Origin of the sequence: Streptomyces sp. NPDC086077, from assembly GCF_040686175.1 — a bacterium.
Taxonomy (GTDB): Bacteria; Actinomycetota; Actinomycetes; order Streptomycetales; family Streptomycetaceae; genus Streptomyces.
Window position 1 is genome coordinate 25757 of the sequence record NZ_JBFBJT010000014.1, and the last position, 15380, is coordinate 41136.

Genomic DNA, 15380 nt, shown 5'->3' on the forward strand with positions numbered 1-15380 from the left:
GCACCGGTACATGCCCGTTTTCGCTATCACCCTGCTCATGGTGGGACTGTCCTGCGGCGTCATTGGACTTCTCGGCAACAACGACGACCTTTGGCGGGCAGGGCTGTTCATGGTCCTGACCGCCGTACCCCTGCTCATCATCCGTGCCGTGCACAACTCCCAGCGCGTCAGTGAAGACCAGCTCACCGCCGCCGATCAGGCCGGCTACATGCGCGCCCTCGACCACGTTGCGCGCGGCCTGCTCGACGCACCCGCACCGCGCCGCGGTGGCCACCGGGACCGCGCCGAGCGGGTCGCGGGCAACGTGATCACACTGCGCCCGCACCAGTCCACGGCACCTGAACGGAAGGCCCAGTGACACAGACACTCGAAACGTTCCGCGGCTTGCCGCCCGACCCCGCCGAGGAAAAGTGGCTCGCCTACCTGCGCGTCTCTACCTGGCGTGAGGACAAGATCAGTCTCGACCTACAGCGCACCGCTATTCAGGCGTGGGAGAAGAGGGGACCGCGCCGAGTCATCGAGTACGTCGAAGACCCGGACGTGACCGGCCGCAACTTCAAGCGCAAGATCATGGGGTGCATCCGTCGAGTCGAAGCCGGCGAGGTCCGCGGCATCGTCGTCTGGAAGTTCTCACGCTTCGGCCGCAACGACACCGGCATCGCGATCAACCTCGCACGCGTCGAGAGGGCCGGCGGGGACCTCATCTCGGCCACGGAAGATGTTGACGCCCGAACCGCTGTGGGGCGCTTCAACCGGCGCATCCTGTTCGACCTCGCGGCTTTCGAAAGCGACCGCGCCGGCGAGCAGTGGAAGGAAACCCACCAGTGGCGCCGGGCTCACGGACTGCCCGCGACAGGCGGCCGGCGCCTCGGCTACATATGGCACCCTCGCCGCATCCCTCACCCCACCATCCTGGGGGAGTGGGCAACTCAACGCGAGTGGTACGAAGTCGATGAAAGCGCGCGTGCGCACATAGAGACACTGTGGGCACGCAAACTCGGCGACGGCCAGCCCCAACCAGACGGGTATGGCACTCTCGCCGGATGGCTTAACGGCCTCGGATACCGCACCGGAGACGGGAACCCGTGGCGAGCCGACAGTCTGCGGAACTACATGCTGGCCGGCTTTCCCGCCGGCCTGCTCCGCATCCATCACCCCGACTGCCGGTGCGACTACACGGCCAACGGCGGAACCTGCACCCGTTGGATACACATAGACGGAGCGCACGAAGCCATCATCACCCCAGAGACATGGGAGAGGTACGAAGCGCACGTAGCCGAGCGGCGCCGGATGACGCCCCGCGTCCGCAACCCTACGTACGCCCTTACCGGGCTCGCTCGCTGCGGCGGATGCCGCCAAGGCGCGGCGGCGACCTCGGCCCGTCGCGCAACAGGGCAGATACTCGGTTACGCCCTCGCGTGCGGGCAGAGCCGGAACGGCTTGTGCGATAACCCGGTCTGGATTCAGCGGCTCATCGTCGAGGACGAGGTGAAAATGTGGCTCGCGCGCGAGGCGGCCCCAGAGGTCGACGACGCCGCGCCCGTCGCGCCACCCGCGCCGCCGACTGACGATTCGCCGGCTCGACAGGCGCGCGAGCGGGCGCGGCTGGAGGCGGAACACACGCGTCTCACGAACGCGTTGACGAACCTCGCTGTCGACCGCGCCAAGAATCCGGAGTCGTACCCCGATGGCGTGTTCGAGCGGGCGCGCGAAGTGCTGGTGCAGCAGAAGGCAGCCGCCGCGGAAGCGCTCGAAGCCCTCGCCGCGGTCGAGGCCGCGCCCGTCAAGGCGGATCTTGTTCCGCTTGCCGTTGGCTTGCTCGCTGAATGGGACACCTTCCAGCCGGCAGAGAAGAACGGCATTCTTCGCTCCCTGGTTCGGCGAGTGGTCATCACGCGCGGCGCCAAGGGGACACGGGGGAAGAGGGGCAGCGGCATGACCACCATCGAGATTCACCCTGTGTGGGAGCCGGACCCCTGGGCGGACGACACCCCCTAACGCTCCGCACTCACTAGACGTAGCCACTTGTTTTACACGTCTCGTTCCTCGACGAGACACCGGAGTTCAGCGGCCAGGCACTCGACGCCCTGCGACAGCCCCTGGAGGCGGGGCACGTCGTGGTCGCCCGCAGCGCGGGGGTGGTCCGGTTCCCCGCCAGGTTCCTCATGGTGCTCGCCGCCAACCCGTGCCCGTGCGGGCGCTTCTCCCGGCGGGACGACCTGTGCGTGTGCCCGCCCTCCGCGATCCGCCGCTACCCGGCCCGGCTCTCGGGTCCGCTGCTGGACCGGGTCGACCTCCGCGTGGAGGTCGACCGCGTCACGCGGGCCGAGCTCACCGATCGCGGGGCTCGCGGCGAACCCTCCGTGGCTGTCGCGGACCGGGTGCGCGCCGCCCGGGAACGGGCGGCCGCCCGCCTCGCGGGCACTCCCTGGCGGACGAACGGCGAGGTGCCCGGCAGGGAGCTGCGCAGCCGCTGGTACGCCGAGATCGGCGCGATGGACGAGGCCGAGCGCAATCTGGAGCGTGGCGTGCTCACGGCCCGCGGACTCGACCGGGTCCTGCGCGTCGCCTGGACCGTGGCGGACCTCGTGGGGCACGACCGGCCTGGCGCGACGGACGTGGCCCTGGCACTGCAACTGCGCACCGGCGTGCCGCGCGGCGCCCCGATGGCCATCGGGGCGCTGACGTGACCGGCGTCGGCGATCCGGACGACGAGCTGCTGGGGCGGATCTTCCTCACCCGGGTGCTGGAGCCCGGCGACGAGGTGGCCGGACGGTGGGTGCGCGAGCTGGGGGTCGGCGAGGTGGTGCGGCGCCTACGCGGTGAGGGGGCGCCCCTGGCGGGGGTGAGCGAGAAGCGGTGGGCCGGGATGCGGGCGCGAGCCCGGCTGGTCGAACCGGAGCGGGACCTTGAGGCGGCCGGGGCGGCAGGGGTGCGGTTCGTGCGTCCGGGGACGGCGGAGTGGCCCGGGCAGCTCGACGACCTCCGGGACGGCCGGCCACTGGGGCTCTGGGTGCGAGGACCGGCCGGCCTGCGGATGTGGGCGCTTCGGTCCGTCGCCGTCGTGGGTGCCCGCGCCTGCACCGAATACGGTGCCCACATGGCCGTCACCCTCGCCGCCGGCCTCGCCGAGCGCGGCTGGGTGGTCGTCTCCGGCGGCGCCTACGGTGTCGACGGCGCCGCCCACCGGGGTGCCCTCGGCGCCGGCGGAGCCACGGTCGCCGTGCTGGCCTGCGGTGTCGACCGGCCCTATCCCCGCGGGCACACGCGGCTGATCGGCAGAATCGCCGAGCAGGGGCTGGTGCTGGGCGAGCTGCCGCCGGGGGACCATCCGACGCCCAGCCGGTTCATCGTGCGCAACCGCGTGATCGCCGCGCTGACCCGGGGGACCGTGGTCGTCGAGGCCGCGCTCCGCAGCGGTTCGCTGGTCACGGCGCGGGCGGCGCAGCGGCTGGGGCGGCACACCATGGGCGTCCCCGGGCCGGCCACCAGTGCGCAGTCGGCGGGGGTGCACGAACTGCTGCGCGGAGAGGCGACGCTGGTCACCGACGCCGCCGAGGTGGTCGAGCTGGTCGGCGACATGGGTGAGCTGGCGCCCGACAGGCGCGGGCCGGTACTGCCGCGCGACCTGCTGCCGGCCGGTGTTCGGCATGTCCTGGCCGCAGTGCCCGGGCACGGGGATGCCACCGTCGCGGACATCGCCAGGGGAGTGCCGACGACCGAGGACGACGCGATCGCGAGGCTGTACGAACTCCGGGCACTTGGTTACGTCGAACGACACGGCGATGGCTGGAAGTTGACACGCCAGGCGATGATCTCCCTTCGCGGTGGACGGGACGTATGTTGACCGAGCGTGTTCGGCCGTCCGGGGGAATCCCGATGTCCTTGCGAAATCCGGCAGTTGGGCTGGTCATGGCGGTCACGGAGAGCGACCGCCATGCCCCGGTGGAGCGCCCCGTGGAACGTTTCTGCGCACGGCGCCGCCCCCGTCCTTCGCACACCGCGACTCTTCAGTCACGCTACGCTCACGTGGATCCAGACACAGTCCGGCAACTCGACACCAGAGCGACAGCTCACCCACGTACCACCCTTCACGGCAGAACGGCACAAGGCGACGAATGCCCCAGCACACCTCCGGGTCCGACCGGGCGGCGATCCCCCCAGCCGCCCGCGATGGTGGCAGCGATCGGCCGCCCGCTCCCTCGACGCTCGACGAGCTCTGGCGGTCGTACAAGGAGACGGGGGACGAGCGGCTGCGGGAGCAGCTGATTCTGCACTACTCGCCGCTGGTGAAATACGTGGCGGGACGGGTGAGCGTGGGGCTGCCGCCCAACGTCGAGCAGGCGGACTTCGTCTCGTCCGGGGTGTTCGGGCTGATCGACGCGATCGAGAAGTTCGACATCGACCGCGAGATCAAGTTCGAGACGTACGCGATCACGCGGATCCGGGGCGCGATGATCGACGAGCTGCGGGCGCTGGACTGGATCCCGCGCTCGGTGCGGCAGAAGGCGCGGAACGTGGAGCGGGCGTACGCGACGCTGGAGGCGCGGCTGAGACGGACGCCGAGCGAGGGGGAGGTGGCCGCCGAGCTGGGCATCCCGGTGGATGACCTGCACGCGGTTTTCAGCCAGTTGTCGCTCGCCAACGTCGTCGCGCTGGAGGAGCTGCTGCATGTCGGGGGCGAGGGCGGCGACCGGCTGAGCCTCATGGACACGCTGGAGGACACCGCCGCGGACAATCCGGTGGAGGTGGCCGAGGACAGGGAGCTGCGGCGGTTTCTGGCGCGGGCGATCAACACCCTGCCCGACCGGGAGAAGACAGTGGTCACGCTGTACTACTACGAGGGGCTCACGCTCGCCGAGATCGGCAATGTGCTCGGGGTGACCGAGAGCCGGGTGAGCCAGATCCACACCAAGTCCGTCCTCCAGCTGCGCGCGAAACTGGCGGGCTTCGGCCGCTGACCTGGCCTTGTACCGGCGGGGTCGTGTGCTGCACTCCCGCCCGGGGTGGTGCGTCCGTAAAGTGGACGACGTGCCAAGGATTCGAGCGGCCTCCGTGGCCGAGCACCGGTCGATGCAGCGAGCCGCCTTGCTGGACGCGGCCCGTTCCCTGCTGTCCGAGGGCGGGACGGAGGCGCTGACCTTCCCGGCCCTCGCCGAGCGGACGGGCCTCGCGCGGTCCTCCGTGTACGAGTACTTCCGCTCCCGGGCCGCCGTGGTCGAGGAGTTGTGCGAGGTCGACTTCCCGGTCTGGGCGGCGGAGGTCGAGGCGGCGATGGCCGCGGTGGACGGCGCCGAGGCCAAGATCGAGGCGTATGTGCGGGCGCAGCTCGCGCTGGTGGAGGACCGGCGGCACCGGGCCGTTGTGGCGATCTCCGCGAGCGAGCTGGACGCCGGGGCCCGCGAGAAGATCCGTGCGGCGCACGGCGGGCTCGTGGCGATGATCGTGGACGCGTTGCGGGACATGGGGCACGAGGAGCCCCGCCTGGCGGCGATGCTGGTGCAGGGGGTCGTGGACTCGGCCGTGCGGCGGATCGAGCTGGGCGTGGAGGAGCCGTCGGTGGTGGCCGAGGCCACGGTGTCGATGGTGCTTCGGGGCGTGCGCGGCTGAGGGTCGTCTGCGCTGCCAGCGGTCGGGTCTGTGGCCGGCTGGCCTGCGCCCGGTGCCGGTCAGCAGGTCCGGCTATGGCGGGAGTGGCACCCCCAGCACCGGCAACAGGCGCGACGGCCCCCTCCGCAGCAGCCACGGTGGCAGCAGCGACAGTGGGTCCAAGTAGGTCTCGCCTCTTCGCAGGCCCCAGTGGAGGCACGGCGTGGCGCAGTGGGCACCGGAGGCCTCCGCCGTGCCGATCACCTCTCCGGCGGCCACCTCCTCGCCCTTGCGTACCGAGGCGTGGACCGGCTGGTAGGTCGTTCGCAGGGGTGGGTCGCCGGTTCCTGTGAGTTCCAGTGAGACCACCCCCTTTCCGGCCACCCTGCCCGCGTAGGAGACCCGGCCCGACGCGACGGCTCGAACCGGTGTTCCCGGCGGGGCCGGGAGATCCACCCCGCGGTGACCGCTGCTGTAGCGGGTCGCCGGGGGCTCCCAGCCGCGGAGGACCGGCGGGCGGACCCCCACCGGCCACGCGCGGCCGATCACCGGAACCGAGGCGCCCTGGCCCGGAACCCAGGTGCCCGCTATAGGGACCGGGGCCTCGGGACTTGCCGGGGCCGCCGCCGGCTGTGGGTCGGCCGCGTCGGCCGGGGCCGCTGCCGTCAGGGCCAGCAACAGGACGCACGTCGCGCGTGCGCTTCGCTTCGCTCGCATGGAGCGAACCGTGCCGTATCGGCCACCGTCCGGGCCCCGGCCTGTGGAGTACCGCCGGGTTGTGGACAGCCGCGTCACCCGGGGGGTCGGCGGTCCCGTACACTTCTGGTGGCGATCCGGGTCACCGGGTCGACTTCGCACGCCCCGATATCAGGGCCGGAAACGGTCCGTATCAGCGCCCCTCGGTCCTTCGTGGCACGGCGCATGTGGGCGTCAGGCGCGGGAGCCGTCCGGCCCCCGCGGCATAACCGAGAAACACGAGGAGAACGGCCATGGCCGTCGTCACGATGCGGGAGCTGCTGGAAAGCGGCGTCCACTTCGGTCACCAGACCCGTCGTTGGAACCCGAAGATGAAGCGCTTCATCTTCACGGAGCGCAACGGCATCTACATCATCGACCTGCTCCAGTCGCTGTCGTACATCGACCGCGCCTACGAGTTCGTCAAGGAGACCGTCGCCCACGGCGGCACGGTCATGTTCGTCGGCACGAAGAAGCAGGCGCAGGAGGCCATCGCCGAGCAGGCCACCCGCGTCGGCATGCCCTACGTCAACCAGCGCTGGCTGGGCGGCATGCTCACCAACTTCTCGACCGTCTACAAGCGTCTGCAGCGCCTCAAGGAGCTCGAGCAGATCGACTTCGAGGACGTCGCCGCTTCCGGTCTGACCAAGAAGGAGCTTCTCGTGCTCTCGCGCGAGAAGGCCAAGCTGGAGAAGACCCTCGGTGGTATCCGCGAGATGCAGAAGGTGCCCAGCGCCGTCTGGATCGTGGACACCAAGAAGGAGCACATCGCGGTCGGCGAGGCCCGGAAGCTGAACATCCCGGTCGTCGCCATCCTCGACACCAACTGTGACCCGGACGAGGTCGACTACAAGATCCCGGGCAACGACGACGCGATCCGCTCCGTCACCCTGCTCACCCGCGTGATCGCCGACGCCGTCGCCGAGGGCCTGATCGCCCGCTCCGGTGGTGCCGGTGAGGGCAAGGGCGAGAAGGCCGCGGGCGAGCCGCTCGCCGAGTGGGAGCGCGACCTGCTCGAGGGTGAGAAGAAGGCCGACTCCGAGGAAGAGGCCCCGGCTGCCGAGGCCGCCCCCGAGGCGCCGGCCGCTGAGGCCGCCCCCGAGACCGCGGCCCCCGAGGCTCCGGCCGCCGAGGCTGCCCCCGAGGCGCCGGCCGCGGACGCCGAGCAGGCCTGACCCGTCGGTGTGACGGCGGGAGCGGTGACACGCAGTCCGCTCCCGCCGTTCACCCGTAGGTCACGGGTACGTCCAGAGTCTCGATCTACATGTAGACCGGAGAACCGCAGACGTTCGAACCCGTAGATCTTCGATCTTCCAGACTTCGAGAAAGATTCACAGACTCATGGCGAACTACACCGCCGCCGACGTCAAGAAGCTCCGCGAGCTCACCGGCGCCGGCATGATGGACTGCAAGAAGGCGCTGGACGAGGCCGACGGCAGCGTCGAGAAGGCTGTCGAGGCGCTGCGCATCAAGGGCCAGAAGGGCGTCGCCAAGCGTGAGGGCCGCTCCGCCGAGAACGGCGCCGTGGTCTCCATCATCGCCGACGACAACTCCTCCGGCGTCCTGGTCGAGCTGAAGTGCGAGACGGACTTCGTCGCCAAGGGCGACAAGTTCCAGGCCGCCGCCCGCGCCATCGCCGAGCACGTCGCCAAGACCTCCCCGGCCGACCTGGAGGCCCTGCTCGCCTCCGAGATCGAGGCCGGCAAGACCGTCCAGGCGTACGTGGACGAGGCCAACGCCAACCTCGGCGAGAAGATCGTCCTGGACCGCTTCGCGCAGTTCTCCGACGGCTTCGTGACCGCGTACATGCACCGCACGATGCCCGACCTGCCGCCGCAGATCGGTGTCCTCGTCGAGCTCGACAAGCCGAACGCCGAGGTCGCCAAGGGCGTCGCGCAGCACATCGCCGCCTTCGCGCCGAAGTACCTCTCCAAGGAGGACGTCCCGGCCGAGGTCGTCGAGACCGAGCGTCGGATCGCCGAGGAGACCACCCGCGCCGAGGGCAAGCCCGAGGCCGCGATCGCCAAGATCGTCGAGGGTCGTGTGAACGGCTTCTTCAAGGACGCCACGCTGCTCGGCCAGCCGTACGCGCTCGACAACAAGAAGTCGGTCCAGAAGGTCCTGGACGAGGCCGGTGTCACCCTGAAGCGCTTCACGCGCATCAAGGTCGGCATCTGAGTCCGTACCGCGATCGACGCGCGGCCCGGGGCGGAATGCCACTAGGGTCGACCGCAGTCGTCCACGTCGCTCGCGTGGGCCGGCGCGCCAGCGCCCGCGACGGACGACAGCAGATCTGACGAGGAGGCCATTGCCGTGTAGGGGAGAGAAACCCACCACCGGCAATGGCCTTCTTCGTATGTGCAACCGTAAAAGAGGCGAGAACCCCATGACCACCAAGGCCCAGAAGAGCGACGACGGCAAAGTACGCGGCCGGTTTCTGCTGAAGCTGTCCGGAGAGGCCTTCTCCGGCGGCGGGGGCCTGGGCGTCGACCCGGACGTGGTGCACGCCATGGCGCGCGAGATCGCGGCCGTGGTCCGTGACGGCGCGCAGATCGCGATCGTGATCGGCGGCGGCAACTTCTTCCGCGGCGCCGAACTCCAGCAGCGCGGCATGGACCGCGCCCGCTCGGACTACATGGGCATGCTCGGCACCGTGATGAACTGCCTCGCGCTCCAGGACTTCCTGGAGAAGGAGGGCATCCAGTGTCGGGTGCAGACCGCCATCACCATGGGGCAGGTCGCCGAGCCGTACATCCCGCTGCGGGCCGTACGGCACCTGGAGAAGGGCCGCGTGGTCATCTTCGGCGCCGGTATGGGCATGCCGTACTTCTCCACCGACACCACCGCCGCCCAGCGTGCCCTGGAGATCGACGCCGAGGCCCTGCTGATGGGCAAGAACGGTGTGGACGGGGTCTACGACTCCGACCCGAAGACCAACCCGGACGCGGTCAAGTTCGACTCGCTCGGCTACGGCGAGGTCATCACCCGCGACCTCAAGGTGGCCGACGCCACCGCCATCACGCTGTGCCGCGACAACAAGCTGCCGATCGTGGTCTTCGAGCTGCTGACGGAGGGCAATATCGCCCGCGCCGTCAAGGGTGAGAAGATCGGCACGCTGGTGGGTGACCAGGGCAGCCGGGGCTGACCCGGTTTCAGCCACGCCGTCCGCCGGAACGCCACCTGTCCGGGGGACGGACGGGACGGACCCAGGCCGGGGGATGGACAATGTTCTACGGGTCGGGAACCGTGCAGGAAGAAGACGCGACGCAGCCGGCCGCCGCCGCCAAGGAACCGCAGCCGGGCCTACTCAAGACACGCAGGAGCAAGTGGTGATCGAAGAGAGCCTCCTCGAAGCCGAGGAGAAGATGGAGAAGGCCGTCGTGGTCGCCAAGGAGGACTTCGCCGCGATTCGCACGGGCCGTGCGCACCCGGCGATGTTCAACAAGATCGTGGCCGACTACTACGGCGCGCCGACGCCGATCAACCAGCTGGCTTCGTTCTCCGTGCCGGAGCCGAGGATGGCGGTCGTCACCCCGTTCGACAAGAGCGCGCTGCGCAACATCGAGCAGGCGATCCGGGACTCCGACCTGGGCGTCAACCCGAGCAACGACGGCAACATCATCCGGGTGGTGTTCCCCGAGCTGACCGAGGAGCGCCGGCGCGAGTACATCAAGGTCGCCAAGGGCAAGGGCGAGGACGCCAAGGTGTCCATCCGCTCCGTCCGCCGCAAGACCAAGGACGCCATCGACAAGCTCGTCAAGGACGGCGAGGTCGGCGAGGACGAGGGCCGCCGCGCCGAGAAGGAGCTCGACGACACCACGGCGAAATACGTCGCCCAGGTGGACGAGCTGCTCAAGCACAAGGAAGCCGAGCTGCTCGAGGTCTGATGAACGACTCTCCCTGGGGGGCACCGCCCCACGCCGGGTACTGGGGGCCGTCCGACCGGGGGCCTGTCCAGGGGGCCGCCCCGGCGGGTCCCACGTACGATGCGCTTGACGCGCAGCAGACTCGCCCCATGCCCATCGTGCCCGACGTATCCGCACATGGCGGAGACCAGGATGACGACCGGGGGGCCGCTCGGCTGGGCGGCCCCTTGTTCCGCGACGAGAGCCCGTCGGCGCCGCCCTACGGCACGGTGCCGCAGAATCCGGAGCCCATGCACGACGTCCCTCAGCCGGCACCCGCACCGCAGAAGAAGAGTGCGGGCCGTGACTTGGGTGCGGCGATAGGTGTCGGGGCGGGACTCGGTGCGGTGATCGTCGCCTCCCTGTTCATCGTCAAGGCGGTGTTCGTCGGGGTCGTCGCGGTGGCAGTGGTGGTGGGCCTGTGGGAGCTGACCAAGCGGCTGGACGAGCGCAAGGGCATCCACGCGCCGCTGGTGCCGCTCGCGGTCGGCGGTGCCGGAATGGTCGTCGCCGGGTACGTGCGGGGCGCCGAGGGCGCATGGGTGGCGATGGCGCTCACCGCACTCGCGGTACTGGTCTGGCGGATGACGGAACCGCCGGAGGGCTATCTCAAGGACGTCACGGCCGGGGTCTTCGCCGCCTTCTACGTGCCGTTCCTCGCGACGTTCGTCGCGATGATGCTGACCGCGCACGACGGGCCGCAACGGGTCTTCATGTTCCTGCTGCTCACCGTGGTCAGCGACACCGGCGCCTACGCGGTGGGCTGGCGCTTCGGGCGGCACAAGCTCGCCCCGCGCATCAGCCCCGGCAAGACCCGTGAGGGCCTGGTCGGGGCGGTCAGCTTCGCGATGGCCGCCGGTGCACTGTGCATGCAGTACCTGATCGACGACGGCACGTGGTGGCAGGGCCTGCTCCTGGGTCTCGCGGTCGCCGCGAGCGCCACGCTCGGCGACCTCGGCGAGTCGATGATCAAGCGTGACCTCGGCATCAAGGACATGGGCACGCTGCTGCCGGGGCATGGCGGGATCATGGACCGGCTGGACTCGTTGCTGCCCACGGCACCGGTGGTGTGGCTGCTGCTGGTGCTGTTCGTGGGTTCCGGCTGAGCCGTCGTCCGCATCGGAGCCCCTGCCCCATGACGGGCGGGGGCTCTTGTCGTTCCCGCCGGCCCGCCTCTCCCGCGCCGGGTCCTGATCTCTCCGACCTGCGGTGCGGGTTCAGCCCTGCGAGGCTAAGTGACGGGAGGTGCGGATGGACGAGCAGGGGCGCGTCGACCTCGCACTCCCGCCCGAGGTCCCCTACCGCTTCGCCGCGCTGCCGCAGTACGAGACCGAGCGCATCCTCGAAGAGCACCTTGCCCGGTACGGAACACGGATCGTTTCCTCGTCGGCTGCGACTGCGCCCACAGCACCGTGCGCAAGACGCTCGGGCTCGGGTTCGGCGGCGGCGCGTTCCCGGAGGAGTACATGCTCGCGGACGTGGAGGTGGACTGGGACCTGCCCCAGGGCTACGGCGTACGCTCCGTGCACCACACCGACGGCGCCCTCGACGACCTCCTCGTCTGCATCCCGCTCCCCGGCCGCTCCCGCTACCGCATGTCCATGCTGGTCCCGCCGGAACTCGCCACGGAAGCGCAGCCGGTCCGGCCCGTGCCCGGGGCCGACGACGTCACACACGGACTCGAAGGCGGCCGCCGCCCGACGCTCGCACAGATCCAGGCAGTGCTCGACCGGCTCGCACCCCGGCCGACCACCGCCTCCGCCCTGCGGTGGTCCTCGATCTTCCGCATCAGCCACCGCCTGGTGGACCGCTACGGCGACGGCCGGGTGTTCCTCGCGGGCGACGCCGCGCACATCCACCCGCCCACCGGCGCGCAGGGCATGAACACCGGCATCCAGGACGCGGTCAACCTCGCGTGGAAACTGGCCCTCACTGTGCGGGGCGTGGCGCAACCGCGGTTGCTCGACAGCTACGACGCCGAACGGCGGCCGGTCGGGGAGGAGGTGGTGGGCCGGACGGTGCGGCATGCCAGGCAGGGCATCCAGGCCGATCCCGACGACCCCGACACGATCATGATGCGCGAGGCGCAACCTCTCGTCGCCTACCCGGCCAACCCCGTCGTGGGCGCCCGCCACTCGGGCAATGCAGCCCCCGACGCCGGGGACCGCGCCCCGACTGCGGCGGCCTCACCGACAGCATCGCCGCCTATCCGATGCGCCTGTATGACGTACTCCGCGACCGGGGTCATGTCCTGCTGCTCTACGCGGACGGACAGGCGGACACCTTCCCGGACCTGGCCGCCGAGGCGCGCACGGCGAGTCACTATCACGTGGAGGTGTACGCGTTGCTCGCCGCCGGGACGGATGCCGGCGGGGCCGGGCTGCCCGTCCTGTGGGACAGCCGGGGCGAGTCCGCCGCGGCTACGAGGTGGGTGAGGGTCCAACGGCCCTGCTCATCCGCCCCGACGGCTACATCGGCGCACGCGTCACCCCGCCGTCCGTGACAGCCCTGACCCATCACCTCACGCAGGTCTTCGCTCCCTGATCGACGACTGGGGCGCCAAGACCGGCCGACGACCAACGTCGTGGAACCGCTTCACCGTTCGAGACATCACACGTCCTGCTGAAAAGCCGACGACACAGCGATCACCGCGTACGGACAGCCCCCCCTTGATCAAGCTGGTGTCTTCTGCGAAGGAGACGCCACCGTGCGAATTTCTGACATTCAGCGCTGTGAGGTCCGGCCCGGACAGCTCGTCGAGTGGACGTTCAGCAAGGCGACCGTCGCGGCCGCGGCAGCGCTGCCGTCGGATCCGCGGCCGCCGGCATACATCCAGGAGTCGCACATCAGAACCGCGCGATCGGTGCGCGAGGACGGACTGTTCGTACCGACATGGCTCGGCACGGCCTTCGACCTGCCGGGCCGCGCCGACCTCGACGCGCTGGAACGGGCGTTGCACGGCTGGACGGTGCGTCACGAGACGCTGCGCAGCGGCTTCCGATGGGCCTGCGACGACATGCAGCGGTTCACGCTCCCCGAGAACGAGGTGTCGCTGCGACGCGAGGTCGTCGGCGACTTCGCCGACGCGGAGGCGCTGATCGACTACCTGCAGAACCGATTCGATGTGGCGGCGGACGCCCTCGGATGGCCGAACTTCATCTACGCGGCGGTCGTCCGCGACGAATCCACCAGCGTGTACATGGCTTTCGACCACACCAACGTCGACGCCTACTCCCTCCAGCGCATCCCCGACGAGATCCACGAGTTGTACGTCGCGGACGTCATGGGACGACCCGACATCGGCACCACCGCGGGAAGTTACGTCGACTTCTGCCGGCAGGAGCGGGCGAGTGCGGACGGGATCGACGACACACACACGATCGTCGCGCGCTGGCGGGAGTTCATCGGGCGATGCGACGGAAGGCTGCCGGAGTTCCCCGTGGACCTCGGTCTGCGGCCCGGTGACGTGCTTCCCACCCAGAAGCTCATGTGCGAGCCGCTGGTCGACGCGGACGCCGCAGCCGCGTTCGAGACGTACTGCCGACCCTACGGCGGCAGCCTGGTGGGCATCCTGGCCGCCACCAGCCTGATCGTCCACGAACTCGGTGGGCAGCCGGTCTACCGCACGGTCGTGCCGTTCCACACCCGGCTGAAGTCCGCGTGGTCTGACTCCGTGGGCTGGTACGTCGGTGGCGCCCCCATCGAGGTGCCCGCGGCGCGGGACTTCGACGGGGCGCTGGAAACGGTCCGCGCCGAGTTGCGGGCCAACCGGTCGCTGGCGCGCATTCCCCTGGCCCGCGTACTGCGGCTGCTCGGCACCGACTTCCGGCCGACGTCGCCAGACATGTATTCCATCGTCTCGTATGTCGATGCCCGCCTCATTCCCGGCTCGGCCCGCTGGACCGAGAGAAAAGCCTACGGACTGATCCGGGTTTCCTACGGGGACCAGGTGTGCGCCTGGGTCAACAGGCTGCACGAGGGCCTGTGGTTCGCCTGCCGCTACCCGGACACCGACGTCGCCTACAAGAACGTGCGGCGATACGTCGAGAGCCTGCGGGACCTGATCGTCTCCGTGCCCGCACGTGAACTCACTGGAGTTGAGGGGTCGGCCCTCTCCTGACGCAACTGCGCTTCCCTGTCCCCGCGTTGGTGCGGGCGTCGAGGTCGCACCTGACGCCCGTACGCCACACGTGACGGCACCCACCCAACTGCAATTCAGCTTTTTATAAGGCCAATTCGCCCATGCGGTGTTGTTGTGACCCAATGCCCCACGGAAGGAATGTCCGGTGTGGAAAGCCGCGTGTGGTTACTGATAGCGTTTGTGCAGTCACGTTAGGCAATCAGCCTCGATGTACGAGCGAAAAGCCGAGGGTTCCATGCGCAAGCTTCAGCAGGTCGTGATCGCAGCAGTGGCGGCGGCGGGCGGCCTGTCCGCCGTCGGCGCCGGCACCGCTGTCGCCGACACCACCGACAGTGGGCAGAAGGTGTACGACCTCTACCGCCCCTACCAGGAGTGCAGCCCGCAGACGGTGTCCGAGAACGATGTCCCGATCGGTGTGCTCGGCATCGCCGGCACCATGGACACGACCTGCGGCCAGTTCAACAACGACTTCACCGGCTGACGTCCGCGGCGTCATCGCGCCCGGCGCGCCCGTTGTCCGAGCGGATCGGGCATCCCAACGAAGGAAAGCGCATCGCATGTCCAGCAGCAAGAAGATCGCGGCTGTCCTGGTGCTCGCCGGCGGCCTCGTGGTGACCTGCACCGGTGTCACCAATGCGTCTGAAGTGAGGGGCCCCGGTTCCTGCAACCGTGACCTCCTGGGCAACATCAGTTGCAGTCAGCACATCGAGGGCGTGATCCCCGAAGACGGTGTCATCCCGCACCACGAGACCTGCACCCCGGTGCAGCCCTTGACGTTGCCCGCGGCCTGGGGTAACGGGACGACGCAGATCGGGCCGAAGGTGACCTGCTCGCCCACGACCACGGGAGCGCCCGACGAGGCCGACGCCTCGCTGGAGACGGCCGGCCTGCTGAGTTGAGTCCGGGCGACCCTGATCCTTCCCGCCGGTGCGACGCCCCCCCCCCGCGACGCAGTGAACATGCGACACGACACCCGAGGTGTAGATCCTGAGATGTGACGAAACGTGTGT

The 15380-nt window shown here is 69.7% G+C and carries 14 protein-coding genes and 2 pseudogenes; 15 read left to right on the forward strand and 1 reads right to left on the reverse strand.

Annotated features, from left to right (window positions below; genetic code table 11):
• The first annotated feature begins 10 nt into the window (after positions 1-10).
• From AB0O67_RS06685 to AB0O67_RS06710, 6 genes and pseudogenes are all read left to right on the forward strand, one after another.
• Positions 11-358 (forward strand): hypothetical protein, encoded by a 348-nt coding sequence (locus AB0O67_RS06685; RefSeq protein ID WP_365446890.1) that lies wholly within the window; start codon positions 11-13, stop codon positions 356-358.
• Entirely contained in the window at positions 355-1998 is a 1644-nt protein-coding gene (locus AB0O67_RS06690) for a recombinase family protein (protein WP_365446892.1), read from the forward strand. The genes AB0O67_RS06685 and AB0O67_RS06690 overlap by 4 nt, the downstream gene beginning before the upstream one ends.
• A gap of 44 nt (positions 1999-2042) precedes the next feature.
• A pseudogene (locus AB0O67_RS06695) lies at positions 2043-2690 on the forward strand (ATP-binding protein); the annotation flags it as partial.
• Complete coding sequence (gene dprA, locus AB0O67_RS06700) at positions 2687-3847, forward strand: DNA-processing protein DprA (protein WP_365446894.1); 1161 nt, start codon at positions 2687-2689, stop codon at positions 3845-3847. The pseudogene AB0O67_RS06695 and the gene dprA, both read left to right, overlap by 4 nt.
• 271 nt (positions 3848-4118) lie before the next feature.
• Positions 4119-4961 carry an RNA polymerase sigma factor WhiG gene (gene whiG, locus AB0O67_RS06705; RefSeq protein ID WP_365446896.1) on the forward strand — a complete coding sequence of 281 codons (843 nt, stop codon included), beginning with the start codon at positions 4119-4121 and terminating at the stop codon, positions 4959-4961.
• 94 nt (positions 4962-5055) lie between these two features.
• The gene (locus AB0O67_RS06710) at positions 5056-5610 is read left to right on the forward strand and encodes a helix-turn-helix domain-containing protein (protein ID WP_365446991.1); all 555 of its coding nucleotides are present in this window, start codon (positions 5056-5058) and stop codon (positions 5608-5610) included.
• A 72-nt stretch (positions 5611-5682) separates the two neighbouring features.
• On the opposite strand, the gene AB0O67_RS06715 is transcribed toward AB0O67_RS06710, so the two are convergent.
• Positions 5683-6306 carry a M23 family metallopeptidase gene (locus AB0O67_RS06715; RefSeq protein ID WP_365446898.1) on the reverse strand — a complete coding sequence of 208 codons (624 nt, stop codon included), beginning with the start codon at positions 6304-6306 and terminating at the stop codon, positions 5683-5685.
• Between the two features lie 272 nt (positions 6307-6578).
• Here AB0O67_RS06715 and rpsB point away from each other — a divergent pair, with 272 nt between their 5' ends.
• The 9 genes and pseudogenes from rpsB to AB0O67_RS06760 all read left to right on the forward strand — a co-directional run bounded on the left by rpsB (position 6579) and on the right by AB0O67_RS06760 (position 15269).
• Positions 6579-7499, forward strand: coding sequence for a 30S ribosomal protein S2 (gene rpsB / locus AB0O67_RS06720; RefSeq protein WP_365446900.1), 921 nt, complete (start codon positions 6579-6581; stop codon positions 7497-7499).
• 166 nt (positions 7500-7665) lie between these two features.
• Positions 7666-8502, forward strand: coding sequence for a translation elongation factor Ts (gene tsf, locus AB0O67_RS06725; RefSeq protein ID WP_365446902.1), 837 nt, complete (start codon positions 7666-7668; stop codon positions 8500-8502).
• 208 nt (positions 8503-8710) lie between these two features.
• Positions 8711-9469 (forward strand): UMP kinase, encoded by a 759-nt coding sequence (gene pyrH / locus AB0O67_RS06730; protein ID WP_365446904.1) that lies wholly within the window; start codon positions 8711-8713, stop codon positions 9467-9469.
• Positions 9470-9653: 184 nt separating this feature from the next.
• The gene (gene frr / locus AB0O67_RS06735) at positions 9654-10211 is read left to right on the forward strand and encodes a ribosome recycling factor (RefSeq protein WP_365446906.1); all 558 of its coding nucleotides are present in this window, start codon (positions 9654-9656) and stop codon (positions 10209-10211) included.
• A complete protein-coding gene (locus tag AB0O67_RS06740) occupies positions 10211-11335 on the forward strand; it encodes a phosphatidate cytidylyltransferase (RefSeq protein ID WP_365446908.1) in 1125 nt (374 codons plus the stop codon). The genes frr and AB0O67_RS06740 overlap by 1 nt, the downstream gene beginning before the upstream one ends.
• A gap of 160 nt (positions 11336-11495) precedes the next feature.
• Positions 11496-12773 (forward strand): annotated as a pseudogene (locus tag AB0O67_RS06745) (FAD-dependent monooxygenase); the annotation flags it as partial.
• Between the two features lie 163 nt (positions 12774-12936).
• Complete coding sequence (locus AB0O67_RS06750; RefSeq protein WP_365446910.1) at positions 12937-14349, forward strand: condensation domain-containing protein; 1413 nt, start codon at positions 12937-12939, stop codon at positions 14347-14349.
• Positions 14350-14578: 229 nt separating this feature from the next.
• Complete coding sequence (locus AB0O67_RS06755) at positions 14579-14851, forward strand: hypothetical protein (RefSeq protein WP_365446912.1); 273 nt, start codon at positions 14579-14581, stop codon at positions 14849-14851.
• Between the two features lie 76 nt (positions 14852-14927).
• Positions 14928-15269 carry a hypothetical protein gene (locus AB0O67_RS06760; RefSeq protein ID WP_365446914.1) on the forward strand — a complete coding sequence of 114 codons (342 nt, stop codon included), beginning with the start codon at positions 14928-14930 and terminating at the stop codon, positions 15267-15269.
• Positions 15270-15380 lie beyond the last annotated feature (111 nt).